The sequence below is a fragment of the Bradyrhizobium sp. Rc2d genome (genome assembly GCF_900099855.1).
Lineage (GTDB): Bacteria > Pseudomonadota > Alphaproteobacteria > Rhizobiales > Xanthobacteraceae > Bradyrhizobium.
The window spans coordinates 23535-48847 of record NZ_FNCU01000061.1; the positions used below are offsets into that span (position 1 = coordinate 23535).

General features: G+C 63.2%; 28 protein-coding genes and 1 tRNA gene. 11 read left to right on the plus strand and 18 right to left on the minus strand.

The window, feature by feature from the left end; all coding sequences use genetic code 11:
- Positions 1–55: 55 nt before the first annotated feature.
- The 4 genes from BLV07_RS40575 to BLV07_RS40590 form a co-directional block, all read right to left on the minus strand.
- On the minus strand, positions 56–1093 hold the full coding sequence (locus BLV07_RS40575) for an aspartate-semialdehyde dehydrogenase (protein ID WP_091897774.1): 1038 nt from the start codon (positions 1091–1093) through the stop codon (positions 56–58).
- Between the two features lie 226 nt (positions 1094–1319).
- Positions 1320–1922 carry a PepSY domain-containing protein gene (locus tag BLV07_RS40580; protein WP_176946085.1) on the minus strand — a complete coding sequence of 201 codons (603 nt, stop codon included), beginning with the start codon at positions 1920–1922 and terminating at the stop codon, positions 1320–1322.
- A 251-nt stretch (positions 1923–2173) separates the two neighbouring features.
- On the minus strand, positions 2174–2917 hold the full coding sequence (locus tag BLV07_RS40585; protein WP_091897781.1) for a TetR/AcrR family transcriptional regulator: 744 nt from the start codon (positions 2915–2917) through the stop codon (positions 2174–2176).
- Positions 2918–3052: 135 nt separating this feature from the next.
- Positions 3053–4237, minus strand: coding sequence for a patatin-like phospholipase family protein (locus BLV07_RS40590; RefSeq protein ID WP_091897784.1), 1185 nt, complete (start codon positions 4235–4237; stop codon positions 3053–3055).
- Positions 4238–4454: 217 nt separating this feature from the next.
- Between BLV07_RS40590 and tgt the strand changes: the two genes are divergently transcribed.
- On the plus strand, positions 4455–5600 hold the full coding sequence (tgt, locus tag BLV07_RS40595) for a tRNA guanosine(34) transglycosylase Tgt (RefSeq protein WP_091897788.1): 1146 nt from the start codon (positions 4455–4457) through the stop codon (positions 5598–5600).
- A 1-nt stretch (position 5601) separates the two neighbouring features.
- Here the strand turns inward: tgt and BLV07_RS40600 are convergent, their stop codons facing one another.
- On the minus strand, positions 5602–5820 hold the full coding sequence (locus BLV07_RS40600; protein ID WP_091897791.1) for a hypothetical protein: 219 nt from the start codon (positions 5818–5820) through the stop codon (positions 5602–5604).
- A gap of 220 nt (positions 5821–6040) precedes the next feature.
- On the opposite strand from BLV07_RS40600, the gene cysK reads away from it, so the two are divergent.
- Positions 6041–7018, plus strand: coding sequence for a cysteine synthase A (cysK, locus tag BLV07_RS40605; protein ID WP_091897794.1), 978 nt, complete (start codon positions 6041–6043; stop codon positions 7016–7018).
- 3 nt (positions 7019–7021) lie between these two features.
- The gene (locus BLV07_RS40610; RefSeq protein ID WP_091897797.1) at positions 7022–7264 is read left to right on the plus strand and encodes a BrnA antitoxin family protein; all 243 of its coding nucleotides are present in this window, start codon (positions 7022–7024) and stop codon (positions 7262–7264) included.
- Positions 7265–7501: 237 nt separating this feature from the next.
- On the opposite strand, the gene BLV07_RS40615 is transcribed toward BLV07_RS40610, so the two are convergent.
- Both BLV07_RS40615 and BLV07_RS40620 read right to left on the minus strand, forming a co-directional pair.
- Positions 7502–8932 carry a caspase family protein gene (locus BLV07_RS40615; RefSeq protein ID WP_091897800.1) on the minus strand — a complete coding sequence of 477 codons (1431 nt, stop codon included), beginning with the start codon at positions 8930–8932 and terminating at the stop codon, positions 7502–7504.
- A 202-nt stretch (positions 8933–9134) separates the two neighbouring features.
- Positions 9135–10010: a DMT family transporter gene (locus tag BLV07_RS40620; protein WP_091897803.1), complete on the minus strand. Its 876-nt coding sequence runs from the start codon at positions 10008–10010 to the stop codon at positions 9135–9137.
- A gap of 149 nt (positions 10011–10159) precedes the next feature.
- On the opposite strand from BLV07_RS40620, the gene BLV07_RS40625 reads away from it, so the two are divergent.
- Positions 10160–10558, plus strand: coding sequence for a RidA family protein (locus BLV07_RS40625; protein ID WP_091897806.1), 399 nt, complete (start codon positions 10160–10162; stop codon positions 10556–10558).
- Positions 10559–10607: 49 nt separating this feature from the next.
- Here the strand turns inward: BLV07_RS40625 and BLV07_RS40630 are convergent, their stop codons facing one another.
- From BLV07_RS40630 to BLV07_RS40640, 3 genes are all read right to left on the minus strand, one after another.
- A complete protein-coding gene (locus BLV07_RS40630; RefSeq protein ID WP_176946086.1) occupies positions 10608–11153 on the minus strand; it encodes a hypothetical protein in 546 nt (181 codons plus the stop codon).
- Positions 11098–11448: a hypothetical protein gene (locus BLV07_RS40635; RefSeq protein ID WP_091897812.1), complete on the minus strand. Its 351-nt coding sequence runs from the start codon at positions 11446–11448 to the stop codon at positions 11098–11100. Before BLV07_RS40635 ends, BLV07_RS40630 begins: the two co-directional genes overlap by 56 nt.
- Before the next feature lie 172 nt (positions 11449–11620).
- A complete protein-coding gene (locus BLV07_RS40640; protein ID WP_091897816.1) occupies positions 11621–12208 on the minus strand; it encodes a formyltransferase family protein in 588 nt (195 codons plus the stop codon).
- 250 nt (positions 12209–12458) lie between these two features.
- Here BLV07_RS40640 and BLV07_RS40645 point away from each other — a divergent pair, with 250 nt between their 5' ends.
- Positions 12459–12692 (plus strand): hypothetical protein, encoded by a 234-nt coding sequence (locus tag BLV07_RS40645; RefSeq protein ID WP_091897855.1) that lies wholly within the window; start codon positions 12459–12461, stop codon positions 12690–12692.
- A 5-nt stretch (positions 12693–12697) separates the two neighbouring features.
- Here BLV07_RS40645 and BLV07_RS40650 read toward each other — a convergent pair whose 3' ends face one another.
- A complete protein-coding gene (locus BLV07_RS40650; RefSeq protein WP_027575377.1) occupies positions 12698–13000 on the minus strand; it encodes a hypothetical protein in 303 nt (100 codons plus the stop codon).
- A 218-nt stretch (positions 13001–13218) separates the two neighbouring features.
- Here BLV07_RS40650 and BLV07_RS40655 point away from each other — a divergent pair, with 218 nt between their 5' ends.
- Positions 13219–13401, plus strand: coding sequence for a hypothetical protein (locus tag BLV07_RS40655; RefSeq protein WP_244551390.1), 183 nt, complete (start codon positions 13219–13221; stop codon positions 13399–13401).
- An 85-nt stretch (positions 13402–13486) separates the two neighbouring features.
- Here BLV07_RS40655 and BLV07_RS40660 read toward each other — a convergent pair whose 3' ends face one another.
- Together BLV07_RS40660 and BLV07_RS40665 are read right to left on the minus strand one after the other, a co-directional pair.
- Positions 13487–13714 (minus strand): hypothetical protein, encoded by a 228-nt coding sequence (locus BLV07_RS40660; protein WP_091897822.1) that lies wholly within the window; start codon positions 13712–13714, stop codon positions 13487–13489.
- A gap of 82 nt (positions 13715–13796) precedes the next feature.
- A complete protein-coding gene (locus tag BLV07_RS40665; protein WP_091897825.1) occupies positions 13797–14021 on the minus strand; it encodes a hypothetical protein in 225 nt (74 codons plus the stop codon).
- 150 nt (positions 14022–14171) lie between these two features.
- On the opposite strand from BLV07_RS40665, the gene BLV07_RS40670 reads away from it, so the two are divergent.
- Complete coding sequence (locus BLV07_RS40670; protein WP_091897828.1) at positions 14172–15251, plus strand: AI-2E family transporter; 1080 nt, start codon at positions 14172–14174, stop codon at positions 15249–15251.
- A 146-nt stretch (positions 15252–15397) separates the two neighbouring features.
- On the plus strand, positions 15398–15787 hold the full coding sequence (locus tag BLV07_RS40675; protein WP_091897831.1) for an NUDIX hydrolase: 390 nt from the start codon (positions 15398–15400) through the stop codon (positions 15785–15787).
- Position 15788: 1 nt separating this feature from the next.
- Here BLV07_RS40675 and BLV07_RS40680 read toward each other — a convergent pair whose 3' ends face one another.
- Complete coding sequence (locus BLV07_RS40680) at positions 15789–16073, minus strand: hypothetical protein (protein ID WP_091897834.1); 285 nt, start codon at positions 16071–16073, stop codon at positions 15789–15791.
- A gap of 144 nt (positions 16074–16217) precedes the next feature.
- Positions 16218–16457, minus strand: coding sequence for a hypothetical protein (locus BLV07_RS40685; protein ID WP_091897837.1), 240 nt, complete (start codon positions 16455–16457; stop codon positions 16218–16220).
- Positions 16458–17205: 748 nt separating this feature from the next.
- Between BLV07_RS40685 and BLV07_RS40690 the strand changes: the two genes are divergently transcribed.
- Entirely contained in the window at positions 17206–20313 is a 3108-nt protein-coding gene (locus BLV07_RS40690; RefSeq protein ID WP_176946089.1) for a DEAD/DEAH box helicase, read from the plus strand.
- Positions 20314–21234: 921 nt separating this feature from the next.
- Here BLV07_RS40690 and BLV07_RS48120 read toward each other — a convergent pair.
- Positions 21235–21307 (minus strand) — tRNA-Trp (locus BLV07_RS48120).
- Between the two features lie 391 nt (positions 21308–21698).
- On the opposite strand from BLV07_RS48120, the gene BLV07_RS40700 reads away from it, so the two are divergent.
- Complete coding sequence (locus BLV07_RS40700; RefSeq protein WP_176946087.1) at positions 21699–22367, plus strand: kinetochore Spc7 family protein; 669 nt, start codon at positions 21699–21701, stop codon at positions 22365–22367.
- A gap of 645 nt (positions 22368–23012) precedes the next feature.
- Here the strand turns inward: BLV07_RS40700 and BLV07_RS48125 are convergent.
- On the minus strand, positions 23013–23171 hold the full coding sequence (locus tag BLV07_RS48125) for a hypothetical protein (protein ID WP_176946088.1): 159 nt from the start codon (positions 23169–23171) through the stop codon (positions 23013–23015).
- Positions 23172–24329: 1158 nt separating this feature from the next.
- Between BLV07_RS48125 and BLV07_RS40705 the strand changes: the two genes are divergently transcribed.
- Entirely contained in the window at positions 24330–24605 is a 276-nt protein-coding gene (locus BLV07_RS40705) for a hypothetical protein (protein WP_091897849.1), read from the plus strand.
- A 156-nt stretch (positions 24606–24761) separates the two neighbouring features.
- On the opposite strand, the gene BLV07_RS40710 is transcribed toward BLV07_RS40705, so the two are convergent.
- On the minus strand, positions 24762–25313 hold a 552-nt coding region (locus tag BLV07_RS40710; RefSeq protein ID WP_210187848.1), incomplete at its 5' end, for a hypothetical protein.

Sequence of the window (25313 nt, forward strand, 5' to 3'; positions counted from 1 at the left end):
CGAGGGAAGTGGTGGGCACGGCGCTTGCGCGCCTTTGCCCGCCCTACGATACCGGTTATGCCGTCACCCGCTGCGGCAAGAGCTCGGCGATCTGCACCGCGTTGAGCGCGGCGCCCTTGAGCAGCTGATCCGCCGCCACGAACATCGAGATCGAATGGCCGCTGGCGTCGCTGAGATCCTTGCGGATGCGGCCGACCAGGACGTCGTTCTGGCCCGAGGCGTCGATCGGCATCGGGAAGTAGTTCTTGGCGCGATCGTCGACCACCTTGACGCCGGGCGCCTGCGCCATGATGGCGCGGACCTGATCCTCGGTGATCGGCTTCTCGCATTCGAAAGTGATGGCCTCGCAATGGGCGCGCAGCACCGGCACGCGCACGCAGGTGACGCCGACTGCAATGGTTTCGTCCTCGAAGATCTTGCGGGTCTCCTTGATGACCTTGGTCTCTTCGTCGTTGTAGCCGGTGTCAGGATCGACCGCCGTGTTGTGGTTGAAGAGGTTGAAGGCGTAGGGGTGCGGCATCACCTTGGGCGTATAGACCTGCCCGTTGAGATTGGCGCGGGTGGACTCGACGAGCTCCTCCATCGCGGCGGCCCCGGCGCCGCTGGCCGCCTGATAGGTTGCGATGATGACGCGCTTGATGCGATTCTTCTGGTGGATCGGCCACAGCGGCACCAGTGCGGTGATCGCGGCGCAGTTCGGGTTGGCGATGATGCCCTTGTGATCGCGGATGCGGTTCGCGTTGATCTCGGGGATCACCAGCGGCACGTTCGGGTCCATGCGGAAGGCGGAGGAGTTGTCGACCACGACCGCGCCGGCCTTGACCGCGATCGGCGCGAACTTCTTCGAGATGCTGCCGCCGGCGGAGAACAGGGCGATGTCGACGCCCTCGAAGGAACGCTCGGTCAATTCCTCGATGACGACCTGTTGCCCGCGGAACGACACCGTCTTGCCGGCCGAGCGGGCGCTGGCCAGCGCCTTGAGCTTACCGACGCGAAAGCCGCGCTTGTCCATGGTGGCGGTGAATTCGGCGCCCACCGCACCGGTGACGCCGACAATCGCGACGACGGGATCGTTACTCACTTTGTCCTCCATTGCATTGAGAATTTAGACAACAAAAAAGCCCCGGACCATCGAGGGCGGGGCTTCGGTAGAGCTGATGCGTTTAAGTCGACGACCTACGCGCGCACGCCTCCCCGGGCCCCTGAGGCCGTGGTGGTTTTGGTCGTGCGTTTGGTGGTCGTGAACATGGCGGCGACTTATGCGGGAGAGTCTTGCAGCCGTCAATGGCTTTTCCCCCCGGTTGGTGCCGGGGCTGCCGCTATTTGGCCCGTGCGCCCGGCGGCTCCAGGATGACCTCCTTGAGGTCGTCGCCGCTGATCACGACGATCGCGAAATTGAGCCGGCCGCGTTCGCGCACCAGACCGCCGCTGATCGCCTTGCCCGAAGCCGCGCGTTCGGCGACGCGCACGGCATCCGCGAGGCGATGCCTGATCGCACCGAGCGCTGCGAGGTTGCTGCGGTCTTCAAGGTCGAGCTCGGCGAGCGGGAGGGCGGCTTCGCCGCCGACGAGCTCGCCGGTCGAAGCATTGATGGTGTGGCGCCAGATCCGGTCGTTGTGCAGGGTCTTCACCCGGTAGACCGGCACACCGGACGCTCCGTCAAAACTCACATCCGCCGTCGTGGCGCCGGCGTGCCGGCCTTCCGCGATCGCCATGGCCTGGCTGATCGAGATCGACGAGCTGCGAAAGCGCTCGATCTCGCGGCTGACTGCCTGGCGGTCCGCTTCGGCATCACTATCTGTGTCGCTGTGAAGCGCGGTCGGCGTGCTCGCGGTCACGATCGCCTGTGCCGGTGCGGCGAGGAGCAGCGCGGGCAAGGCGATCGCAAGCAGTTGCGAGGTCCATCGTTTGGCTGTCGTCATGCTCGAAACCCTCGGCCAGCGAGTGTGCCGGATGATCGTAAAGAATTCGCGGCCGACCTTGGGCATCGGTCGGCCGCGGAACGCCGCATCGGGCTGTACCCGGCACGACGATCGAAGCGGGACGGACCTCTTTGGGGCTGGTGAAAAAGCGGTCCGTCTCGCCTTGTAACTAAACCATACCGTATCGTTTTATTTTGATCAATGGCGAGGCCATGGTTCCCTGGGGGATACATCGCGCGCTCACGGAATTGTCAGCGGGACGGGCGCCGCTGCGGGCTCTTTGCGGCGCTCTGGATGCGGTCGGCGGGTCCCAGCGCGCCAGCCAGGAACAGCTTGATCGCCGCCCGCATCCGCTTTTCCGCGGCCTTCATCTCCAGCGCCGTTCCGAACGTCGCCATGCGGTGGGTGTGACCGACGACGACGTCGAGAAACACCTCGGCGGCAATGGTGGTGTCTTCGACATCGAGTGCGCCTTGCGCCACCAGACGGTCGAAGAAGCGTGCCGTGGTGGCGACGGCCTTGAGCCAGCCTTCCTCCTTGCCGAGCTTGGCGACGTCAGGGAAGTTGATGGCCTGTGACGTCATCATGCGGCTGAAGGCGACGGCGTCGGGGCCGCAAGTGAACGTCAGCATTTCGCGCCCGATCTCGACCAGCCGCTGCTCCACCGAGATGTTCGCGGCGCTGGAGAGCTGCGTCTCCGCGGCCGCCGACAGCGGTGCAAGCCAGCGCGCGATCTCGCGCCTCAGCACGGCCGCAAACAGGCCGCGCTTGTCGCCATAGCGGGAATAAACGGTGGGCTTGCTGACCCGGGCCGCTTCCGCGACCGCGTCGAGCGAGGTTGCGTCGAAGCCGCGATCCAGGAACAGGCGCGTGGCGACCTCGATCAGCCGCTGATCGCGCTCGATGGCGGCGGTCTTCGTCGGCCGGCCGCCGCGCGATTTCGGCACCTCGCGCCGTGGCGCGGCGGTTCTTGTCTTGGTCGCAGTCAATCCCATGCCCAATGATTCCTGCGCAGTCGTGATATCAGTCATTCGCTCTATATCGCGCAGGAGCGGGGGCGTCATCGCGAATCTGGCCGAATTGGCCGTATCCTCAACGGTTTCCGTATGGCCTCGTTCCGTCACGCGGGATCACGGAAGCGTCGATGTCCAGGCCTGGCCGGAAGCCGCCTTGTCATATCCGTACTGATACAGCGCCCGCATATAGGCAGTGTCGAACCCTTCCGAGGGCGCCGCCGGATAGTCGCGCGCGATATAGGAGAGATGGAAGCCCAGGCGATTGCGCTTGGCGAAATCATAGGTCGAGAAGATGATCGAGCGCGTCTGCGACTGGGTGATCGACGACAGGCTGCGCGAGGCGACGTCGATGGTGCTGTTGGAGACGAGCTCGAAATTGCGTTCGATCTTCTTGTTGACGAGGATGTAGATGTCCATCTTCGCGTTGCCCGGCAGGCGGCTGCCCTGGAAGAGCAGCGCTTCCGGCAGCGTCAGCACCGGCGCCGTCACGCCGCCATCGACGTGCATCTCCTGAAACCTGCGGCCCTGGCCTTCGGCGTCGATCATGATCGGCGGAAACACCAGGGGAATGCTGGCAGAAGCCGCCATCACGTCGCGAAACAGGTTTAGCGCCTCGGGTGTTCCGACCGCGGCGATCTTGCCCATGTCCCAGATCGCGGTCCGCTGAGTGTCGAGATCGGTCGTCACGATCAGCAGCTTCCGGCCCCTGGCATTCTCGCGCGCGACTTGCGCCATGATCTCGGGCCCGACATAGCGGGCGACGAGCTCGCGCAGCCGCGTGTTGCCGAACAGGCCGGATCCGAATAGCACCCGCATGATGCTGGGATCGTTCAGCAGACTCTCCGCGATGCCGCTGGTGTAGACCTCCTTCAGCGTGTCGTCATATTGCGAGCCGAGGAACGCAAACGGCGCGATCAGGCCCCCGGTGCTGACACCCGAGACGACCGAGAAGGTGGGACGGGTTCTGGCCGCGGTCCAGCCGTTCAGCACGCCGACGCCATAGGCGCCGTCGGCACCACCGCCTGACAAGGCCAGATAGGATTTCGTCGCGGTGCTGTTGTCCTTCTCGAAGCTGAATTTCGTCACGGGCTCGTCGGCGTAGCGCCGGAGGCCGTCGATATCGAGCACACGCGATGTGCTGGCTTCAGCGGCCGTATAGGGCGTGCGGGGCAGGGACGTGCAGGCACCAAGCGCCAGGCTGCACGTCAGGACCAGGACTCCGCCCAGGCGGGCGCCTATCCGCCCAATCCAGCCCTGCGAGAGGCCGGGAATATCGGTCGAACTTAAAGGGAGGGGCATCGTCGGTGGCTGGCGATCACGCTTGTACCGCCGCCGGCAAATTCGCCGCGGCAATCTCGTCCAGCCCCCAAGATAAAACTACACTGTATCGTTTTGTTTAACAAGAGCAGCGGGCACCAATATCCGCTCCAATTGTGTCCCAGTCTGAGGCACAAGCCAGCCTTGGCGTGGTTCGCGCGGGTTGATCGGCCTTCTCCGACAGGCAATAAGCACCGCCATGAATCCCGACAATGATCTTCCCAATCACTTTGAATTGCTCGCCACCGATGGCGCCGCGCGCACCGGGCGTCTGACCACGCCACACGGCACGGTCAGAACGCCGGCCTTCATGCCGGTCGGCACCGCGGGCGCCATGAAGGGCATGAACTGGCGTGAGGTGCGCGACGCTGGCGCCGACATCGTGCTCGGCAACACCTATCATCTGATGCTGCGGCCCGGCGCCGAGCGGATTGCGGCGCTTGGCGGCTTGCAGACATTCACCGGTTGGAACGGGCCGATGCTGACGGATTCCGGCGGCTTCCAGGTGATGTCGCTGGCGGATCTGCGCAAGGTCAGCGAGCACGCCGTCACCTTCCGCTCGCATATCGACGGCGCCAAGGTCGAACTGTCGCCGGAGCGCTCGATCGAGGTGCAGCGCTTCCTCGGCTCCGATATCGCCATGCAGATGGACGAATGCGTCCGGCTGCCGGCTGAGCGCGACGACATCGAGCGGGCGATGCACCTGTCGCTGCGTTGGGCCGAGCGCAGCAAGCGGGCCTTCGCGAGCGCGCCCGCCGGTTACATGCTGTTCGGCATCGTGCAGGGTGGCGACGTACCGCAGCTTCGCCATGCCAGCGCGCAAGGCCTGGTCGAGATCGGCTTCCACGGCTATGCGATCGGCGGCCTTGCCGTCGGCGAGCCGCAGGCGGTGATGCTGGCGATGATTGAGGAGACCGCACCATTGCTGCCGAGAGAGCGGCCGCGTTACCTCATGGGTGTCGGCACGCCCGACGACATCCTCGAGGCAGTCAAGCGCGGCGTCGACATGTTCGATTGCGTGATGCCAACCCGCAATGGCCGTCACGGCGTCGCCTTCACGCGCTTCGGCCAGGTCAATTTGCGCAACGCGCGCCACGCCGACGATCCGCGTCCGCTCGATGAAGAGAGCTCATGGCCGTCGACGCGGAGCTGCGCGCGCGCCTATCTGCATCATCTCGTCAAGGCGGGCGAGACGCTGGGGGCGATGCTGCTGTCCGAGATCAATGTCGCCTATTACCAATCCCTGATGCAGGGCATCAGGGACGCGGTCGCACAGGGAAGGTTCGAGGAGTTCTATCAGCGTACGCGCGAGGACTGGACGAGGGGCGACATCGCCCCGCGCTAGATTAATTGCAGACGAAGCGCTGCTTGACGGCATGCTTGGTCACGAAGCCATAGCCGCAATTGTCACAGGTCCAGAGATAGCTGATCACGTGGTCGGAGATGTAGGCAGATGCTTCGGCGGCGACCATGGAGTCGGCGCAGACCGGACAGGTAGGCAACTCGCTGCAACGCGGATAGCGGTTCAGCGCGACGGTCGACAACACTTCAGCAATTGCTGACATCGTGGTGACCTCCCTGCTTTAAGACCTAAGTCTAACATAAGCAGAATCAGTTGACGAGGTCGCAACACAAATGCGTAGGTTTTCTGATATTTGCAGCTCACGCGATTTTGCGATGCAGCGTATTTAACATGTGCCGCATTGTCGCTTGCGTGTCGCTGCAAGCTGTCCGTAACTGCGCGAGAGCCGTGAAAGCGCAGATTGTTGCCACAGGGAGTTCATCATGGACGCGTCGTCCAAGACGGGTGCAGCGCACCAACCCGGCCGCGGCCGGATCTATGACTCGATCGTCGAGGCTTTTGGCGACACGCCGATCGTGCGGTTGCAACGACTGCCCGGCATGCACGGCGTGAACGCGACCATTTTGGCGAAACTTGAATATTTCAATCCGGCCGCGAGCGTGAAGGACCGCATCGGTGCGGCCATGATCATCGCCATGGAGAAGGCGGGCATCATCAAGCCCGACACTGTGCTGATCGAGCCGACCTCCGGCAATACCGGAATCGCGCTTGCCTTCGTCGCGGCCTCGCGCGGCTACCGGCTCAAACTGGTGATGCCGGAGTCGATGTCGATCGAGCGGCGCAAGATGCTGGCCTTTCTCGGTGCGGAACTGGTGCTGACGCCGGCAGCCCAAGGCATGAACGGCGCCATTGCCGCCGCGGAAGAACTGTTGAAGACGACGCCGAACTCGGTGATGCCGCAGCAGTTCAAGAATCTCGCCAACCCCGAGGTGCACCGCCGCACCACGGCGGAAGAGATCTGGAACGACACGGCCGGCAACATCGATGTCTTCGTCGCCGGTGTCGGCACCGGAGGCACCATCACAGGCGTCGGCCAGGTACTGAAGCCGCGCAAACCTTCCTTGCGGGTGGTGGCGGTCGAGCCGGAGGAGAGCCCGGTGCTCTCAGGCGGCCAGCACACCCCGCACAAGATCCAGGGCATCGGCGCCGGCTTCGTTCCCGACATCCTCGATCGCTCCGTGATCGACGAGATCGTGAAGATTAATTCGACGACGGCAATCGAGGCCTCGCGCGCGCTGGCGCGGCATGAGGGCATTCCGGGCGGCATCTCTTCGGGCGCCGCGATCGCGGCCGCGCTTCAGATCGGCAAGCGCCCCGAAGCTGCGGGTAAAACCATCCTGGCGGTGGTGCCGTCCTTCTCCGAGCGGTATCTTTCCACGGCTCTATTTGAGGGAATCTAGGACATGGCGGATCAACCGAGGCGGCCGCGTACGCTGGGCGATGCCAGAACGGAAGCCGAGGCGGCATTCAAGAAGGTGACGGCCAAGGTCGCCGTGGCGCCGCCCAAGCAAACCGCCGTTCCCGGCATCAAGGAGCAGGTCACGCTGCGTATCGACCAGGACGTGCTGGAGTTCTTCCAGGAGGGCGGGCCGGGTTGGCAGGACCGCATCAACGAAGCGCTGCGGAAGGCTGCGGGGAAGTCGTAGCCAACGTCGTCATTGCGAGCCAACGGGTCCGCGCGAAGCGCGGCCCGATGGCAGGCTCCGCGAAGCAATCCAGAATCTTTCCACGGTGACAGCCTGGATTGCTTCGTCGCATCAGCGCAAAATTGCTCTGCAATTTTGTCGCGAGCTCCTCGCAATGACGGAGCATGCTGCGACACCGTTGTACCAAAGAAAAAGCCCGGCGCGAGCCGGGCTTTGTTTTGATGCTGCAGTCCTGCCTCAGCGGCGGAACATGCCGCCCATCATACCGCCGACGACGCCACCCACGAAGGCCGCGCCGGCAGCATCGCCGGGGTTGCTACGCTGGGGAGCCGGTGCCGGCGCGCTGCTGGGGGGCGGGGCACTGGCGCGCCGAGCCGCCTTCTGGCTGTTATCGCTGGCGGTCGGCGGTGCGGCCACGATCTCCGAGAGCAGGGCCTTGTGCTGGTGCTTATTGAGGTAGCCGGACGAAGGATAGCCGCGCGCTGCTTGCCAGCGCTTGAGCACGGCGCGGGTCTCGTCGCTGAACACGCCGGTCTGCTTGGTGTCGAAGCCGAGGCCGGTGAGGCGACGCTGCACGTCGCGGCGCTGGTTCTTGTCGAGGCCGATCTGGTCTTCGGTGAGCTGGGTGGCCTCGTCGGTAAAGGTCGCGGGATCGATACCAGCGTTGAGCGTGCGGGTCGCGGTCGAGGGGCCGCTCTTGATCGCGGCAAGGCGTGCCAGCGCCAGCGACTTGAACTGACCGTTCGGATAGGCGGCGAGATAGGCGTTGAGCTCTTCCGGCTTGTTGGACTCCTTCACCGAGCGCCAATATTCGAGCTCGACACCGTCCGAGCCGCCGCCGGTTGCCGCCGGCACGGTGCCGGCCGCGGTCGGCGCCGCGTTGGCGACTTGCGTTGCCGGGGCCTGGTTGAGATAGACGGAGCCGGTCAGGTTGGTGTGGCCCCAGGGCAGTTGGCCCTTGCGGGTCTCTTCATTGACCTGGGCGCGCACCGACGTCATCGCCTGCTGAATCTCGACGCCGGGCTTGGTGATGTTGTCGATCAGCGCACGGGTGAACGGGCTGTTGTTGCCCTCCTGGCCGTCGAGCGCGGTCTGGCCAGGGCCGGTGGCGAATGCGATCAGCGTGCCTTCGCCGGACTTCATCTCGGCGAGACCGCTTTGGACGTTGACGCTGCGCGTCGCCGAGTTCGACTTGATCTTGGCGGCGAACGGATTGTCGCGGCAGGCATCGAGGAAGACGAGCTTGACCTTGGCGTCACCCATGGTCTGCTCGAGCGTCAGGTCGATGTTGATGGCGGCCCCTAGCTTGACGTCCATCTCCGACTTGATGTCGGCGTCGACAGGCAGGAGATAGTTGGTGCCGCTGACGGCAATGCCGTGGCCGGCATAATAGAACAGCGCGATGTCAGAGCCCTGCGCCTTGCGGCCGAAATCGAGCAGCTTCTCCGTCATCTGGTCGCGGCTGAGATTGGACCCTTCGATCACCTCGAAGCCGACATTGCGCAGCGTCGCCGCCATCGCCTTGGCGTCGATCGGCGGGTTCGGCAATTGCGCGACGTTCTTGTAGGAGCCGTTGCCGACGACGAAGGCGACGCGGCGGTCAGCCTTCGCAGCACTGATCGACAGTGCCATGCACATCAGCGAAGCGAGGAGGGTGAGATAGCGCATTCTGAAATCCCCCAGAATCGAATTGCAGGCAGCAACAAATTGGCAACGAACCTACACGAAGTCCCCGACTTCGCGCCACCAAAACGGCGGTCCGCTGCGTTCAACCCGTTGCTGTGTGGCCGAATGTGCACGATGGAATGCTTCCCCAACGTGATCCAAATCACACGGCCACTTCGTTTTGTCGCGCGAGGCGGCGCGAGGTTCACCGCGCGCGAGCTGGAACCACTGATGGCGGCCTTAAATTGAGGAGATTACCGCACAGGATCAGCGCCGCGCCCAGTACGGTCAAGGTGTCGAGGCGCTCCGAATACAACAGCCAGCCGACGGTTGCCGTGAGCGGTACCCGCAGGAAGTCCATCGGCACCACGATGGTCGCATCCGCGTACCGGAGCGCGCTGGCGAGGCAGTAGTGCGAAAATGTGCCGCAGACCCCGATGACGAAGAGCCAACCCCACATGGAGGCCGACGGCCAAGTCCAGACGTAGAGCGTGGGTAGCAGGCCGACGACCATCTGTACGACGATCATCCAGAACAGGATCGACAATGCGCTTTCGGTCCGGGTCAGCGACTTCGCCAATATCATGGAGATGCTGAAGCCAATCGCGGCCCCAAGCGCGATCAGCTGGCCCGGATTGATCTCGCCGGTGGCGGGCCGCACGATCATGACGACGCCGACGATGCCGAGTACGACGGCGGCGATCTTCCAGACGGTCATGCGCTCGGACAGGAAAGTTGCGGCCAGCAGTGCCGTCCAGATCGGCATGGTGAATTCGATCGCGACGACCTGGCCGATCCCGATCAGCGCCAGTGCGTAGAACCAGCCGAGCTGCGCGAAATAGTGGACCCCGTTGCGCGCGAGGTGCTGCGGCAGGCGTTTGGTCGCGACCGCCTTGAAGCCGCCGGCGCGGTAGATGATGGGCAGAAGCAGGAACAACCCGATCACAGATCGCACTTCCATGATTTGGAAGACGTTGAGCTCGCTCGTGGTCTCGCGGCCGGCAACCGCCATGACCAGCATCAGCGCGAGCCAGCCGGCCATCCAAAGTGCAGCCATCGATTTGGACGCTGTCGCGGTCATAGGTGTGAGTGCGGGAAATCGTGCCTGAGGGGAAAGCCGGTATCAGCGACATCGCTGCGGTTTGCAACGGTCAAATCTGCGGATGCAGCGATGCAGCTCGGTGTGCTAAGGCGTCAGCGAACAACGAGAAAATCGGGAGGTCTTCGCTCATGCGCATCTTGCAGCCGGCCGATTGGAAAAAACCGCGCGGCTTTTCCCATGGCGTGGTGGTCGACGGGCCGGGGCGTTGGGTGGTGCTGGCCGGGCAGACCGGCGGCGACGAGAGCGGCAACTACGCGCCCGACATGGCGGCGCAAGTTGCGACCGCGCTGAAGCGGATCATCAAGCTTCTGGGCGAGGCCGGCGCGGGCCCGGAGCACATCGTTCGCCTGACTTGGTACCTGACCAGCCGCAGCGAGTATGAGGCCGCCGGGGCCGGCATCGGCGCGGCCTGGAAGGAAACGCTGGGACGCAATTTCCCGCCCTCGACGCTGCTCTACATCGGCGGTCTCGTGGACGAGCGGGCCAAGGTCGAGATCGAGGTCACGGCGTTCGTGCCGAATGCATAAAAAAGACCCGGCGAGGTCGCCGGGTCGATGGCCTTGAATGTGATCTGGCTCAGCGCGTCATCGAGATGTTGGCGCCGCGGAATTGGCTGTCGGCGCGCAGCGTGACGGTCTGCTTGTTGCCGCTCGTCCTCAGCGCGATATTGGCGTTGAAGCCGGCGGCGGAGGCGACCACCTCGAAGTTTCCGCCGCCACCACGGCCCTGAAGTGAGCCGGAGATGTTCCGGCTGGCCTCGGCCCAGCTGCCGGTGATGGCGCTGCCTTCGGCGCGGACACTGGCGGAGAGGTGGAATTTGTAGGCGTCGCTGGCGCAGGTCAGCGACATTTCCATGGTCGGGCCGATCGGGGCGTATTTGGCCCGGCAGCGGATCCGTTCGGTCGAGCCGTCGTCGAGGACGGCAGTACCGCCGCCGCTCCAGCTGCCTGCCATCGGGGCAAACGGGCCGGCCTGGGCCTTGCTTTCAGTGTGGGCGATACCCGCCACAAACAAAACGGCGGCCGCGATCAGCAGCCGCCGGCCTCGAGCGCGAGCCTCAGTTGGTTTATTGGCGCGATGCTTCCCACCGCCCGCTGCATGGTATGCCTGCAGATGCTCCATTCCACTTCCCCGATCCGGCGTTGCCGTTGAGTTGACCGTTGGCATATGCACCATTGATCGAAACTTTCACAAGTCCCTCACGGCCGATGGTGCCGGAAACGTTAGCGCCGGGCGCGGTGATCTTGCCGTCGGCAACCGTCAGCATGGAGCTTGCGGTCGGTTCGCAGGAGCCGCTCTTGGTCACGATCGTGACCTGCCAATTGCCGTCATAGGGACCTTGGGCGAAGGCGGGAGCGGCGAGGGTGCCGGCGAAAACTGAGGCGGCACAGAACACCGCAATGCGACCAAAACGCATGAATTCCGTCCTTGAACTTGTCTGATATGCTGACGTTTATTCGGACGAAATGTGACGGAAATTTGTTGCAATGCCAAATCGAAAATTGTTCCTGTGGGAACAATGGTTTATTTGGGTTCTTGGCTCCGATTTTCGAAGCAGAATCAACGCGGGTTCACGTTAAGGGTAAACGTCAGTAGAGACTCGGCGCCGAGGTCGCGAACTGCTCGTCCTGAACTTTGGCCGGCAGCGCCTTGTGAACCTTGATGTAGTCAATCACGTCGGCCAGCAGCTTGAGGCCGAGAGGCGCCAGCGCGCGCTCCCAGAGCTCCCGCGCAGTCTCGCCCTTTTTGACGAAGCACCAGTCCTGGGCGGCGATGGCGCCCGCGTCCATGCGGTCGGCGAGGTGGTAGATCGTGCCGCCGGCGACCGGATCGCCTTCCTTGATGGTCCATTCCACGGCCGCCTTGCCGCGGTGACGCGGCAATAGCGAAGGGTGATAGCCGATCCCGCCATACGTGGCGGCGGCGAGCGCGTCCTTGCCGATCCGGGCGTGGCTGTGCGCCGTGATGATCAGATCCGTATCGGAGCCAATCTCGGAGGCCACCACCAGCTTCGGATTGGCCTGGACCGCCACCTCGATGCCGGCCGCCCTGGCGGCAGCGGCGAGGCGATCCTCTGCATCGGCCACCACGACCCGCACGATCGAGACACTGTGCTCCCGGAGCATGTTCAGGGTGGTCACGCCGAAATGGCGGGAGCCGACGAGGGTAATGCGCATGGGTGTCCGATCTGTCTCGCAGCTGCGTCATCCCCCGATAACACGTCCGGACGTCCTGTCACCACCCGCGCTGCGTTTGCGCGGGTTATCAACAATGCACAGCGCATCACGAAATCATCTGATGGTAATACGTTCTCAACCAGCCTGGCGTATCGACGAATCCGTCGCGGATTTGTATTGCGTACCGCGACCTGAGAATGTCTCGCCGGCGTGGGTGCGCCGCGCGGGCCTTTTGGCCGGGACCAATTTCATGCCCAGCGCGATTGAGCAGATCGTCGACACCTATGTCCGACTGAAGAACCGGCGTGGCCTCGACGAGTTGATGATGCACCGGCAGCGGCTCGCCGTCGATCTGAAGAGCAGGTCGGGCTATGATTTCAGCCTGCTAATTGGCCAGATCGACGAGGAGATCGCAATCATCGAGGCAGGCCTCAGCCGGCTGAAGGCCGAAAGCGCGGGTCTCGGTCCATCGTCTCCTGTCTGAACCGTTCAGTCGCGCCTGCCACCGTCAATGACCGTGAACAGCGGCCGCGCCGGGGTCGGCTCGACCAGGAGCTCTTCCACCAGTGCGGTTGCCGCATCGACATATTTGCGCGTCGGCTTGTCGAGCGGACGCTTGGCCTCGTCGTCGAGCGCGACTTTCGCTGCCTCGACCAGCTTGCGCATGCGCGCCGCGTGATCATCGCCTGCCGTCAGCGTTGCGCGTGCCAGCGAGCGCAGCACGAACAGCTCGCCCTCGAGACGGAGCAGACGGTCGTTGAGCCTGGTGAGGACGGCGTTGAGGTCGGCCATGGCTGATGTTCGGCGCGGAGGATCCGCCCTGATCTAGCGGCGATCGGTGAACGGAGTCCAAACGCCTACGGCGCAATTGGGCAGATTTTCCGGCGATCTCGCCGATGTGACCGGTTGTGACGCGCAGATGAATGGTGCGAGCAGGTTCTGCTGACCACATGATGGGCGGGACGTCAGGAGCCCGTGCGATGCGCTCTGTCTTGGCTTTGATTGTTCTGATGTCAGCGTGCACCTCGGCTGCCGCAGCGCCGAGGCATTACGCGCATCCGCGGCACCATGTCGTGGTCCGCCCCGACACGCGCGCGGTCGTGCCGCCCGGCTGGTACAGGTTTCCCGGTCATCCGCCGATCCCGCCGTCGGAGAACAGGAATCTCGATCCCTCCAATTTCGGCGGCGGCTGATCGCGGCTCACAATGCGGTCGATGGGCGAGGGGATACCCGGCTTTCGCTGGGCAACGACGGCGAGCGCGAACCGATGCCTCGGGCCTACCGTCCAACGCCCGCCCAGCGCCGTCCGAACACGGGCGGCTTGGTCTTCACCGCTTCCCAGCCGAAGAAGTGATGCTTGCCGGACCAGCTATGCACCACACTGCTACAGATGCTGCACTTGAAGCTGCCGGAATGCGCTTCGGCATGTTCTTCCCTTGTCGCGGTGTAGCTCATGCTGCAACCCGCACAGGTGAATTCTTCGATCGTCCAGATGCTGTTGGCCATTGCACAGAATGTTTTTTGGGGACCTCAACCCACGGTAACCACGGGCCTTTGCAGCGGCGTAAACTGGCCCGGAGAAATCCACTTAACGGGCGTTAGCCAAGCCAGGCCGCAAGTCCCGGTCAATGCGCATCTGCACGCGCCTGATGGCGAGCAGCGGGAGCTTGCCTTGCACCCGCCCGGAGCGGACCCTGTCGCCGATCGCATAGGCATAGCGCCAGTAGCCCGGCGCGGCATTCCGCTTCAGCGAATAGTGGACGCCGCGGTAAATCCCCGCATGTGCATCAAGCTCTCTGGGTTCGGCCGTCATCGTCCTCAGAATGCCGATTCGTCCGATGCGTTCCTAGTCGGCGGATCTTGCGGGAACCGGTCGCCTTGACGCCCGGCTTGTTGCTGGCAATAACGGCTAGGCCTCGCAAGCGCCGGAAGTTGCGTTCATGTCGCAGGGAAAGCAGTAGCCGTGAAAAGTCTCCGTCAGCTCCTGACGGGTGAGGATATCATCCAGCTCGTGATCCGGCTCGGCCTGCTCGCCCTGCTGATCATCTGGACCTTCCTGATCATCCGCCCGTTCGTGCCGATCCTGGCCTGGAGCGGCGTGCTCGCGGTCGCGTTCTATCCGGCCTTCAGCTGGGTCGCCAAGATCCTCGGCGGCCGGCCGAAGACCGCGGCAGCGATCCTGACCCTGATCACGCTTGGCATCGTCATCGGCCCTGCGACCTGGCTCGGCCTCAGCGCCGTCGACGGTGTGCGGGAGCTGGCGCACCAGCTTAGCACCGGCGACCTCGCGCTGCAGTCGGCGCCGGAGCAGCTCAAATCGTGGCCAGTGGTCGGCCCCTGGCTCTATGATCTCTGGGACCAGGCCTACACCAATATCCGCGCGGTGCTGCGCGAGGTGGCGCCGTATCTTCAGCCGCTGGCGGGACCGCTGCTGTCGCTCGCGGGCGATGCCGGTCTCGGAACGGTCCAGTTCCTGCTGTCCGTGTTCGTCGCCGGCTTCCTGTTTCCGCACGGGCCGCGGCTGGTTGCGGCCGGCCGCAGCTTCCTGTTCCGGATCGTGCCCGAGCAGAGCGAGCATTTCCTGGAGCTTGCGGGCGCGACCATCCGCGCCGTGGCGCAAGGCGTGATCGGCGTCGCGGTGGTGCAGGCGCTGCTCGCCGGCTTCGGCTTCAAGCTCGCGGCCGTGCCGAGCGCCGGCCTTCTCGCCTTCATCGTGCTGCTGCTCTCGATCGTGCAAATCGGCGCCTTCCTCGTGCTGCTGCCGGTGATCATCTGGATCTGGACCGCCAAGGACGTCACCACGGCGCTGTTGCTCACCGTGTTTCTCGTCCTGGTCGGCTTCATCGACACCATGCTGAAGCCGCTCGTCATGGGGCGCGGCCTGACCACGCCGACCATCGTGATCTTCGTCGGCGTGATCGGCGGCACCCTCGCCCATGGCATCGTCGGCCTGTTCATCGGGCCGATCATCCTGTCGGTGGCCTGGGAGATGATGATGGCCTGGATCAGGACGGAGGACCGTCCGAAGGTGAGCGAGGGCTGATCTCGCGCCGCGACGGCGCGCTCGGTCCGCCATGTCGCACCAGGAGCGCACGGCTCCGTGGCCTGCGATCAAAATGCGCCCCGAACTTGTCTGTTCGACTAGACAAGTTACGATCTGGACGATTCTGGTCTCGATCTACGGCAGTAATGGCGAAGTCTTCCAAGCTGGTTGCCGCAAGGCGCGGCAAGGTGTTGTTGGTCCGACGCCGGTCGGACGGCCTCTGGATGTTCCCAGGCGGCCGCAAGCGTGCGCGTGAGTCCGCGAAGGACTGCCTGCGGCGGGAGATCAAGGAAGAGCTGCCCGAGCTGAAGCTCGGCCGGATCAGTCTTTGGAAGGAAGTGAAGGCGAGAAACAAGCGCTCCGGCCGCAAGATGAGCGATGCGATCTTCATCGCCAAGGGCGCCAAGGGCAGGCTAGCGATCGGCGACAAGAAGGAGATCGACCGCGCCGCCTGGCAGAAGCCCCGCGGCATCCGCCTGACGCCGACCTCGCGCTACATCCGCGACCGCCTGTTTCCGCGAAAGCCGCGGCGGTGAGCTAATCCTCTCGCCCCGCCGATCGCGTCCGCCCGGCAAATGACCTCGACCGGGCCATGCGCGGTTCCGGCGCCGCGAATCTGACGACCTCGACCTCGTGCTGCTCCTTGCGGGCCGTGCGCGCATTGCGCATCGCGCGCTTGATGAAGGGGTATTGGGAATCCTCTGCGAAGAACAGCACCACTTCGCAGCTCGGACATTGCCTGGAATAGCCGTCCTGCAACCGGCCGGCGCGATCGCGAAACACGCCCTTGCAGCGCGTGCACTGAATCTGGACGAAACTCATGCGCGATCGACAATGACTGTTGAAGTGGGGTGTTCAGGTGATCCCAAATGGAAGAAAGCCTGAATGTCTTCCCGGCTTGTCGGACAGGCTTGGTGACAGCCAATGCGGGTAAGTGGGCCGCTGTTCGCAGAATGCGCGCAGCCGCTATTGCTTGGCGGCCATGGTGTCCAGACAGTGGTTGAGATAGGCGGTGCGATCCCTGGGCAGCACCTTCTCGAGATCCGCCTTCATCGCGCATTCGCGCTGCCGCAGCTGCTCGGCCCGGCGCTTCTCGGCCGCCTCCCGATATTCGGGGGCAACCTTGCTTGGGTCGACCAGCGCCTGTGAGCGTGCGGGAGCCGTTGCAAGCAGTGCGATGGCCGCGATGAAAATGAATGGTTTCAAATGAACCTCCGTAAAAGAGAGATTCTAGCGCGCGGCGTGTGCATGCTCAAACCGGAAGGATGCGGTACCCAGTTCCGGCAGGTCGGATCATCAGTGCGCCGACCGCGCCGGCAGACATCTGGCCGACTTTCTTGGAACGACTTCGCTCGGCGCGCGTAGATTCTAGGCTCACGGCCCATCCCCAACCCCAAAAGCCCCCGGGCCGCGAGAAAACCTTCCCCACAAAGGTTGGCGACCTCAGCGCCTTCGCACTGAGGTCGTTTTGGTGCAAATCGTGTGAACCAGTTCACAAACGCTCGGCAAGATCGCTGCTATGAAGACGTCATTGCTTAACCGCTTCATTTTGAACGAACGCCCCAGCGTGGCTCCAAGCGCTGGGGCTTTTTCGTGCCTGCCAGTGAGTAGAGCGTCTCGATTGTATTGACTTTCGCGTCGAGAGCATGGACCGCATTTCACGCGTCGGAACGGAGCCAGTTCCGATCTGCTGGGGGATCAACGGCCAAGCTGCCGGGATCGCGGATGACGTCCCGGACGTTGCCCACGAGCGTGCGTTCGCCGGGCAAATCCCATATGCATGGCGCCGAGCAGCCGAATCAGGATGAGAGCGGCTCGCGTTCAGTTGCCGGCGGTTTACGACCAGAGACGGATTCAAGTGAGGCTTTCCAAAAACGCGCGGGCGACCAAGAAGTCGCCCAAGAAGAGCAAGGGGTCGCAGCGCGCAACGATCTCGTCTTCGTCGCCCCTCGGGATGATGGCCCTCCATCTGCTTGCACAATGGAAGCAGTCCGGACGCAGCGGTCTCGTTTTTCTTGCCGAGAGCGAGAACAGGGCCGAGCGGCTGGGCAGTGTCATTCACGCGCTCGACCCTTCCTGCGAGGTTCTGGTGTTTCCGCGTTTGAACACCTTGCCGTTCGATCAGTTGGAGCCATCCCACGAACTCGCGGGGCGCCGAGCCTCGGTCCTGCGACGTCTCGCAAAATCCAAGAAGCCGCTGTTTCTGGTTTCGACGGCGGAAGCCGTGATGGAGCGCCTGCCGCCGCCTGCGAGCCTGTCGCGCCTGAGCGTGAGCTTGAAGGTGGGCGGCGCGTTTTCCGAGCGGGACCTCGAGGCGCGCCTTGAAGCTCTCGGATATGATCTCGACGACGAGCCGGACTATCCGGGCGGGGCGCTGTTTCATGGCCAGACCTTCGAGATATTTCCCGCAGGCGCGCTGGGGCCGTTCCGGATCGAGCATTCGGATCGCGCGATAAGACGGATCGTGGCGTTCGATCCGAAAGAGCACGACATCATTTTCGAGACCAGTGAGCTTCTGGTCGATCCCATGTCGGAGCGGCTTGCCTTCGCCGGCAAACGCGGCAAGCGCGCGAGCCTGTTCGATTATTGCGGGCGCGCCAAATGGATCGCCGATGCAGGCGTGCCGTTGCACGCCGACGCCTGGCTCAGCACGATCGAGGAAGCCGCGCCCCGCGCGGAGCGGGAGCGCGAATATCTCGGGCGGGCTGACTGGAAACGGCTCGCCAAGGGCATGAAGGCATTGCCGCGGACGGCGCCGTTCCAGACCACGCCGGAATTTTCGAAGCTGACATCTGCAAGGAAGGCGCTGCGGACGTTCGTCGAGGAGATGCGGCGGGCGGGTTCGCGCCTGATTCTCGTCGCGGCGCAGGAGGATGATCTGCGCGTGATGGAGCGGATGAGCGGCGTCAAGGCGCAGCGCTGCGAAGACTGGGACGAGGTGACGAGCGGGCGGAACGGCGAGACGGCGCTGCTGGCCGATCTCGATGCGGGCTTCGTCCTGCCGGGGAAAAAGCCTCTTGCCATCGTGACGGCGTCCGACGTGCTCGGCAGTCGGGCGCATCATCCCCAGCCGATGGCGCGCGCCTGGAGTGCGGCTTTCGATCATGCCGATGTGCCCGAGCAGGGCACGGTGGTCGTCCATCTCCAGCGCGGCCTTGGCGTGCTCGACGGCTTGCAAACGGTGAACACCGGCGGCGGCGCGCTGCGGGAGATGATCCGCCTGAAGTTCGCAGGCGACAATGCGGTGCTGGTGCCGCCGCCCGATCTCGCTTTGATGTGGCCTTACTCAGCCGAGCTCGGCAAGCTCGCGCTCGACAAGGCGGACGGCAGCACATGGTGGGCACGCCGCACCTCAGCCGAACGCGAAATCCAGATCGCGGGCAAGCTTCTGGCCAAGCACATCAGCCAGCGCCGGCGGCGGCGCGCCGAAAAGCTGGTTCCGCCGGGATCGGCCTACGAGAAGTTCGTGGCGCGCTTCCCTTATTTCACGACGAGCGACCAGGCCAAGGCGATCGCCGACGTGCTGGATGATCTTGCCTCCGGTCACCCCATGGACCGGGTGATTTGCGGCGACGTCGGCTTTGGCAAGACCGAGGTGGCGCTGCGGGCGGCCGCCGCCGTGGTGCTGTCCGGCAAGCAGGTGGCGGTCGCGGTGCCGACGACGGTCTTGGCACGGCAGCATGTCGCAACGTTCCAGAAGCGCTTCGCTCCGTTCGGCATCGAGGTCGGCAACCTGTCGCGGGCGACATCAGGCGCGGAGCTGCGCGAGACCAAGGAGGGACTGCGCAGCGGCCGGATCAAGGTCGTGATCGGCACGCAGGCGCTCACCGGCAAGGACGTCAAGTTCGATGATATCGGCCTCGTCATCATCGACGAGGAGCAGCATTTTGGAGCGGCCGAAAAGGCCAAGCTCGCCGGGCTCGCCAAGAACGTTCACGTGCTCATGATGAGCGCGACGCCGATCCCGCGGACGCTCGCCGCCGGCCTTGCCGGCTTCCGCGACCTTAGCGTGATCGCTTCGCCGCCGGTGCACCGGCTTCCGGTCGCAACCCGGATCGCACCGCTCTCGGATGCTGCAATCGCTTCCGCGCTGTTGCGCGAGCAGCGGCGTCACGGCCAGAGTTTTCTGATCTGTCCGCGCATCCAGGATCTCGATCCCATGCTGGCGCGGGTGCAGGCGGTGGCTCCCGACCTGCGCATCGTTTGTCTGCACGGCAGACTGGCGGCCGACGAGATCGACGACCGCATGATGAGCTTCGTCGAGGGCAGGGCCGATGTCCTGCTCGCGACCAACATCGTGGAGAGCGGCCTCGACATTCCCCGCGCCAACACCATCGTGGTGTGCTGGCCCGAAAAGTTCGGCCTTGCCCAGCTGCACCAGCTCCGTGGCCGCGTCGGCCGTGGCGGCATCCGCTCCTTCGCCCATCTGCTGACCGAGACGGAGTCCGGGCAGTCCGAGAAGCGGCTGGCAGTGCTCGAGGAGTTCAGCCGACCCGGCGCCGGCTTTGCCATCAGCGAGCGCGACCTCGATCTCAGAGGTGCGGGAGACCTGTTCTCGGAGCAGCAATCCGGCCATGTCCAGGTGTTCGGGCCCGTGCTCTACAGCCACCTCTTGAAAATGGCCTCGGAGAAGGTCGATGAGGGCCGGGCCGCAGTGTGGGTGCCAGACCTCAATCTGCCGGTCGGGGACATGCTGCCCGACACCTATGTGCAGTCCGAGCCCGTGCGGCTGGAACTCTATGCGCGTGCCGCGCGATGCAATGACGAGGACGACCTCGACGACCTCGAGGAAGAAACCTCCCGCCGCTTCGGCCCGCTGCCGAAAGTGGCGCGCGACTTCTTCGCCGCAGCCTGGCTCAGGATCGAATGCAAACGCAGAGGCATCATCCGCCTCGACGTCGGTCCCGGAGCGGTCGCCGCGACGTTCCTGCCGGGGCGCTTGCGGAAGTTGCGGGGCAAGTCACTGCAACGCGACGGCGATCGCGTCGTCTATCACAGCCCGATGCGGGACGCGCCGCTCGAGCGGGTGGAGGAGTTGTTCGAGCTGCTGGATGAGGGGTAGGGCGCTCGCGCCTTCGTCAGCAGCTTGACGTCATCTCCAGCGCGGATCACGTGTCCGCGTCGTTGTCGTATTTGATTTCGTGGTCCAGTCGGGCCGGACGGCACGGCTTTGGCCTGCTTCGGTTGGCAGAACTAGAACTATCTCAGCGACCGCTTCTTCAACTGCGAATTCGTAGCGGGAACCCTGTGCCACAATTATAGTTAATTGGCTTGGCGATGGAGATTGTCCGATGTCCCATGCCATCCCTCCGGTCATTGTCGCGATTGTCGTAAGCTCATGTCTGTTGGTCCTGGCACAAGCAGGCGGCGGAAATGCAGGGTCCGCCGGAGCGGGCATGGGGACGGGGGCGGGTAGCGCCAGCGCTGGCGGGTCGGCACCTTCTGGAATGGGGACGAGTGCAGGCAATGCGGCTGCCTCAGCGCCCCCAGGGCTGGGGACGAAAGACACCGCCACTGGCGGAAATCTGGGCGCCAACCGCCAACCGACGAATCCGAACATTCAGCCCGCCACGCCTGCGAAGTCGCGCTCGGCAGCCCAGGCCGCGAGAAATGCCGGGGTTGGTCATGCCCAAAACGGTCTGCCGATCGGCGCGATTGGGAGCGGCACGAGCAATGAGGATCAAATGACCACTGGCCTGGCGTCCTCCCGAAACAGGTCGGCAACACAGGCTCAAGGTGGTTCAGAAGGTCAGCCAGGGAGGGGCACGAGCATTTCGGACCAGATCAGCCGGCCGCGAGCCGCACGAGCTGGCGACAAGGTGCTGGACGCCAACGCGCAGGTCAAGCGACGAACAACTGTGTCGCCCAGACGCGTTCCCAGCCCGACAGGGCCAGGTTTGTAGTCTGCGAGCGAAGGGGCGAAGAGACAGGATGGGCGCAATGGATCATCGCGCCCCGTTCCCATTTTACCGTGGGACCAAATTGGCTGCGCATAAGAGTTGAACCTGTCTGAGCGGAGTCTGGAATCCGCCGCCTAACCGATCGGCCACTGCGCATTGATTGGTGAAGGAGTTGGTACCCGAGCTCATCTATCGATTGAGCGACTAGCCAAAAACGTAAAAACAACCCCATGCACAGTAGCTAAGTGCTGCTGTTACAATGCCTTCTGCATCCGTCGCGAAATCCGGTTGACGCGTCGGGCAAAACAGTGGCATGCTGCCATTCTTCGGAAAATCCGCTGCGAAGAAATCTGCTGCTGGCCATGGGGTGAGGGGCTTAACCCCGTAATTGGCCGGGGTCGCAGAGCCCGTCAGCCGGCCAGGCCGCTAACGTGGAATTAATCCAAAAAGCCCACAATTTTAGACAGTTGTGTATGGGTGCTGCGTAAAGGAGTCGTCGTGAGGACGCTCCAGGGGGCGGCTTCCTTTTGCTCGCTCATTGGGGTCAATGCACGTGACCACGACTTTCGAAACGGAAGGCTTCGCTGAAGAGCTCGACCCTGCAGCACTTGCAGCCGCCGCAGCAGCACACGAACCCGCAGCCGCGGAAGCTCCAGTGCCGATCAAGCGGTCCAGCCGGAAATCGGTCCTGGCCCTGTCCGTGTGTGCCTTGGCCATCAATGGCTCGGCGGCGATCTATACGTTGCCGTCTGGTTTTCCGTCGTTGAATGTCAGCAGCCTGGCTGAACTTCTTCCGCGCCAAAAGGCTTCCGCGGCAAAACCGGATCCGGTCGTCGCTGCCTTGAAGGACATTCAGTCGGCCCAGCAGCGACAGACTGCCTTGCTGAAGGAGAACAATGATTCAGCGCAGCAGAATGCAGCTCTGCTGCAGCAGGATTCATTGGTGCTGCTTTCCCTGCGACAGAGCATTACGGAGGAACGGGTCGACGTGAGGAAGATATCGTCGCAGCTGTCGACGCTGATCGCCAAGGTCGACACGCTGCAAAGTGCATTGATGTCGGACGTCACGTCCTCCATTCGAAGGGCGCATGCTCGCTATGGACTGTCCGCAGCGATGCGCAAACGGATGGTGCGGGAAGCGAAGCCTGTCGGGCCCGTTTCGGTTGGCGGAGCTCCGCTGAGTATGCCAGCCACAGCTTCAGCCCCGGAAAGCTGAAGAGGCGTCCAGCAAATCACTTGGGGCCATATCGGCGCGACCCAGTATCGCGAAGGGGACTGCATCTTTCCGGAGTTTCTCGAACTGGGCCAGAGAGTCCTTCATTTGCAATGACTCCGTTCCCCGTAATGGAACGGTCCAGGCAATGTTCGAAAGCGAACAGATGTGGTTGCCGTTTTTTCCTAGTCTGGGCTTTGGCCTTCCCCAAAGGTCCAAGCACCTCCAGCGGCCCCGGCCTCGACCCACCTAAAAGCCCCCACGGCCGGGGCCGTCACCACAGTGCAGCACTTTCAATAGGAACCGTCGCCTCGACACCGCATTTGTTGATTGCATAATTGTCCCGGTTGTCCGGTCGGGTCTTTGGGTGTCGTGGGGGCGTTTAATGGGCGCTTGTGATCGCACCGCTGTTCTGAAGCAGCGTGTCGACGAGCTTGTTTCCGGGCTTTCCGAGTTAGAAAATTTGCGATCCCGCGTCATCGCAGCCGAGCACATGCAACAGGGGCATAGCGTCGACCGCAAACCGGCCGCAGCAACTCGCCGGACTGCTAAACCCAAATTATCATCGGCAAAACCCGATCGCCCAAAGAAGCACTTGGCGCGGCCGCCCGAGCAATGACTGATCTGAGGCCTGATTTCCACGTCCCGTCACACGGGGCCAAAGGCGCTCACGAGCCCGATGGTGATCGGGACCAGCGCAACGATTGTCCATAAGGCAGGCGAACTGGAGGACAGGCCGGCGAAAAAGATCAAGACACCGAAGCCGACGAGGGCCACCGAGATGGCGTATGCGAGCGCTTTTTCCATCGTTTGATCCACAGGGAACACTGGATGGATTGCGCTTGTAGGATTCCCTGCCGGTCGAAACGTTCCTATGCCGAATATCCGGCTCAAGCGGTGGATTGGCACCTTTGAGCCTTTGACCCGCCGCGATCCACGCGCCGCCTCGACACGCGCAATTCTGCGCCAAGCGGAGTGGGCCATGTCTGTCTCTGGAGCATCACGGACGAGCGGGTCGACGTGAAGAATTTGGCTCGCCTGTTGGGCGATTAAGGGAAGCCTCCTGCTGGCCAAGCTCTATGGCTACTGATGCCGGAAGAGCTGCGCTCAGGGCAGTGGAGGCTCGCTGGTTCACGCCGGCGGGCCCCTGTGCTACGATCCACGAGCGATCGGGAGCCGCCACCATCGCGTCGATCGCCGACAATTGAGCTGGCTATCGACAAACGTAAGTACCCTGGCGCCGTGGTGCCGAGCGTCCGCCACTTTTGCATTACTGGCTCCGGCGCGAAGCATCCCGATCTTTTCCTTGCAATGATTAGATCATCCTTCATGTAGGGAGTTGTTTAATGATTAGGCTGATTTCAATTGCTTCCCTCACTCTGGCTCTGACCACCGGCGCTGGACAGGCGCAGCAGAGCACGCCTCGCGGAGGCTCCCCCCAAAGTTTGGAAAGATGCAGGCAGCTCGCTAGCGAACGTGGCTTCTCAAGTGCGGGTGGGATTATGAAAGGACAAGGTCGCGCAAAGCGAGAGTTTGTGATCAATTGCATGCGCGGAAAGCAAATCTAGGCAAATCGAACGGGACATCTTCGGACGGGTTCGCCGGTTCACGCTGGCGGCTGTCCCACTCGTCCTAAAACAAGACGCTGCCGGGCTCGAAATACATGTCCCGGCAGCGTTTCATTCTCAAACTGAGCACTGAAATCCCAGTTGGTTTCGACTGTGCAACGGCCATGCCACAGGTGTGTGACACGGCCCGCCAGCTACGGGCGGGCCTTGTTCTGGTCCATCGTATAGTTCTCATGCGCGGTCGGCTGCCGTCCGTATCTAACCCTCAGTGTCCTAACTTGATTTTGGGAGTGTCCTAATTCATTCTCAGTACTGACAACATTCAACAAGCTCTGTTCACGCACGACGATTGGGGAGGGGCGCTCCAGGACCGTGACCCTTCGCCCCCGATGATGTCATGAAAGGCATGCAAGCCCACTTAGAACTACTTCGCGGGCAAATCGCAGAATGCGAGCGCATGCAGAAGGCCGCAAAGAGTCAGCTCCAGCGCAACGTGTTCGCAAGGCTGCTCGCGCGCTACAGGGCTATCGCGGTCGAACTGGAAGAAGCGATAGCAAAGATGCCTCCTCCAAACACTTTCCGAGATCGCACCAAGCAAGCGCGGCAAGCTGCCAAAGAGTACGGCGACGACCAAAGGAAGCTAGCCAAGAAGCTCCGCCGCAAGATGAATTAAGGCCGCCTCAGTTGGCGGCCTCACTCTTTATCCTCGGTCCAAGATCCTCGGTCCAAGTCTGTTCGCCGCACTCGCACTTGAACATGCGAACCGCTCCAAATTACGGTGACGGGTGCTCACCGTAATATGGTCGCACGTGCTTCCACAGCATCGCGCTCATTGGGCATCGCGGATCCGGATGCCTGGCTCGCCGCGGACATAGAACTGAATACGCGAGATCCTACGCTGGAGCCATTGCGCAAGCTGCTTGTGCCGGCTTTCGGTGTACGTGGCAACGACTGCAGCGACAACGTTCGCTACCAAGACGGCTGGGATAAAGATCAGCCATCCGCCATCTTTCCAGAGCAGGAAGGCCGGATACATCAGGGTGTGATGAATGAGATAGAGGGTGAAGGAATACCCGGCGAAAAACCGGACGATCTTTGCAGGCCACGGAGAGGCGACAATCCGTCCTGGCTGCGTCGCCACGACGACTCCTAGAACAAAGAGCACGAGGAGGGGGTAGGTTATGGGCTTGTATTCGAGATATGCGCGGGTCGTCGCCACATAGGCGACGATCGAGCCGACGGCGAGCAGGGCGCCCAGCGTCCTGCCTTGCAAGGCAACGGACCTCAGAGCCTGACTCAAAAAGGGCGGCGAGCTTTTTAGGGTGCAGCGAGGCGTCTTGTCAGCAGCCTGAGATGGGCAACATGAAGCCAGGCAAGCTCT